The organism is Pseudomonas sp. Nvir, from assembly GCF_963778085.1.
Taxonomy (GTDB): domain Bacteria; phylum Pseudomonadota; class Gammaproteobacteria; order Pseudomonadales; family Pseudomonadaceae; genus Aquipseudomonas; species Aquipseudomonas juntendi.
The window spans coordinates 1-3257 of record NZ_CAVZVN010000004.1; the positions used below are offsets into that span (position 1 = coordinate 1).

Here is a 3257-nt window from a genome sequence, read left to right on the forward strand (position 1 = left end):
CTCTCAAATTTTCGCAATCTGAAGACATCTTCGGGTTGTGAGGTTAAGCGACTAAGCGTACACGGTGGATGCCCTGGCAGTCAGAGGCGATGAAGGACGTGCTAATCTGCGAAAAGCGTCGGTAAGGTGATATGAACCGTTACAGCCGGCGATGTCCGAATGGGGAAACCCAGTGTGATTCGTCACACTATCGTTAACTGAATACATAGGTTAACGAGGCGAACCGGGGGAACTGAAACATCTAAGTACCCCGAGGAAAAGAAATCAACCGAGATTCCCCCAGTAGCGGCGAGCGAACGGGGAGCAGCCCAGAGTCTGAATCAGCTTGTGTGTTAGTGGAACGGTCTGGAAAGTCCGACGGTACAGGGTGATAGTCCCGTACACCAAAATGCACAGGTTGTGAACTCGAAGAGTAGGGCGGGACACGTGGTATCCTGTCTGAATATGGGGGGACCATCCTCCAAGGCTAAATACTCCTGACTGACCGATAGTGAACCAGTACCGTGAGGGAAAGGCGAAAAGAACCCCGGCGAGGGGAGTGAAAAAGAACCTGAAACCGTGTACGTACAAGCAGTGGGAGCACCTTCGGGTGTGACTGCGTACCTTTTGTATAATGGGTCAGCGACTTATATTCTGTAGCAAGGTTAACCGTATAGGGGAGCCGCAGGGAAACCGAGTCTTAACTGGGCGTTAAGTTGCAGGGTATAGACCCGAAACCCGGTGATCTAGCCATGGGCAGGTTGAAGGTTGGGTAACACTAACTGGAGGACCGAACCGACTAATGTTGAAAAATTAGCGGATGACTTGTGGCTGGGGGTGAAAGGCCAATCAAACCGGGAGATAGCTGGTTCTCCCCGAAAGCTATTTAGGTAGCGCCTCGTGAACTCATCTTCGGGGGTAGAGCACTGTTTCGGCTAGGGGGTCATCCCGACTTACCAACCCGATGCAAACTACGAATACCGAAGAATGTTATCACGGGAGACACACGGCGGGTGCTAACGTCCGTCGTGAAGAGGGAAACAACCCAGACCGCCAGCTAAGGTCCCAAAGTCATGGTTAAGTGGGAAACGATGTGGGAAGGCACAGACAGCCAGGATGTTGGCTTAGAAGCAGCCATCATTTAAAGAAAGCGTAATAGCTCACTGGTCGAGTCGGCCTGCGCGGAAGATGTAACGGGGCTAAACCATGCACCGAAGCTGCGGCAGCGACGCTTATGCGTTGTTGGGTAGGGGAGCGTTCTGTAAGCCTGCGAAGGTGGCCTGTGAGGGCTGCTGGAGGTATCAGAAGTGCGAATGCTGACATAAGTAACGATAAAGCGGGTGAAAAGCCCGCTCGCCGGAAGACCAAGGGTTCCTGTCCAACGTTAATCGGGGCAGGGTGAGTCGACCCCTAAGGCGAGGCCGAAAGGCGTAGTCGATGGGAAACAGGTTAATATTCCTGTACTTGGTGTTACTGCGAAGGGGGGACGGAGAAGGCTATGTTAGCCGGGCGACGGTTGTCCCGGTTTAAGCATGTAGGCGGAGGTTCCAGGTAAATCCGGTACCTTTTAACGCTGAGGTGTGATGACGAGGCACTACGGTGCTGAAGTAACAAATGCCCTGCTTCCAGGAAAAGCCTCTAAGCATCAGGTAACATTAAATCGTACCCCAAACCGACACAGGTGGTCAGGTAGAGAATACCAAGGCGCTTGAGAGAACTCGGGTGAAGGAACTAGGCAAAATGGTGCCGTAACTTCGGGAGAAGGCACGCTGGTGTGTAGGTGAAGTCCCTGCGGACGGAGCTGAGACCAGTCGAAGATACCAGCTGGCTGCAACTGTTTATTAAAAACACAGCACTGTGCAAACACGAAAGTGGACGTATACGGTGTGACGCCTGCCCGGTGCCGGAAGGTTAATTGATGGGGTTATCCGTAAGGAGAAGCTCTTGATCGAAGCCCCGGTAAACGGCGGCCGTAACTATAACGGTCCTAAGGTAGCGAAATTCCTTGTCGGGTAAGTTCCGACCTGCACGAATGGCGTAATGATGGCCAGGCTGTCTCCACCCGAGACTCAGTGAAATTGAACTCGCTGTGAAGATGCAGTGTACCCGCGGCAAGACGGAAAGACCCCGTGAACCTTTACTATAGCTTGACACTGAACATTGAGCCTTGATGTGTAGGATAGGTGGGAGGCTTTGAAGCGTGGACGCCAGTCTGCGTGGAGCCAACCTTGAAATACCACCCTTTAATGTTTGATGTTCTAACGTAGACCCCTTATCGGGGTTGCGGACAGTGTCTGGTGGGTAGTTTGACTGGGGCGGTCTCCTCCCAAAGAGTAACGGAGGAGCACGAAGGTTAGCTAATCCTGGTCGGACATCAGGAGGTTAGTGCAATGGCATAAGCTAGCTTGACTGCGAGCGTGACGGCGCGAGCAGGTGCGAAAGCAGGTCATAGTGATCCGGTGGTTCTGAATGGAAGGGCCATCGCTCAACGGATAAAAGGTACTCCGGGGATAACAGGCTGATACCGCCCAAGAGTTCATATCGACGGCGGTGTTTGGCACCTCGATGTCGGCTCATCACATCCTGGGGCTGAAGTAGGTCCCAAGGGTATGGCTGTTCGCCATTTAAAGTGGTACGCGAGCTGGGTTTAGAACGTCGTGAGACAGTTCGGTCCCTATCTGCCGTGGGCGCTGGAGAATTGAGGGGGGCTGCTCCTAGTACGAGAGGACCGGAGTGGACGCATCACTGGTGTTCGGGTTGTCATGCCAATGGCACTGCCCGGTAGCTAAATGCGGAAGAGATAAGTGCTGAAAGCATCTAAGCACGAAACTTGCCCCGAGATGAGTTCTCCCTGAGACTTTAAGTCTCCTGAAGGAACGTTGAAGACGACGACGTTGATAGGCCGGGTGTGTAAGCGCAGCGATGCGTTGAGCTAACCGGTACTAATGAACCGTGAGGCTTAACCTTACAACGCCGAAGATGTTTTGGCGGATTTGAGAGAAGATTTTCAGCTCTGATTCAGAGTCCGAAGGATTTTGCGCTGAGACAAGGCGGCAAACGAGGCGATGGAAGGAGCATACATAAGTATGTGACTGACATTCGCGAGAGCAGCCAACGCAGTATGAGCGCAAAAGACACAGGACGAGCACAAAGAATTTGCCTGGCGGCACTAGCGCGGTGGTCCCACCTGACCCCATGCCGAACTCAGAAGTGAAACGCCGTAGCGCCGATGGTAGTGTGGGGTCTCCCCATGTGAGAGTAGGGAACTGCCAGGCATC

Annotated in this window: 2 rRNA genes; both read left to right on the forward strand. The window is 53.1% G+C overall.

The annotated features are described in order from the left end of the window. The first annotated feature begins 41 nt into the window (after positions 1 to 41). Positions 42 to 2946: ribosomal RNA gene (locus AACG97_RS00050) — 23S ribosomal RNA — on the forward strand. Between the two features lie 192 nt (positions 2947 to 3138). Further along, positions 3139 to 3254 (forward strand): 5S ribosomal RNA (gene rrf, locus AACG97_RS00055). Positions 3255 to 3257 lie beyond the last annotated feature (3 nt).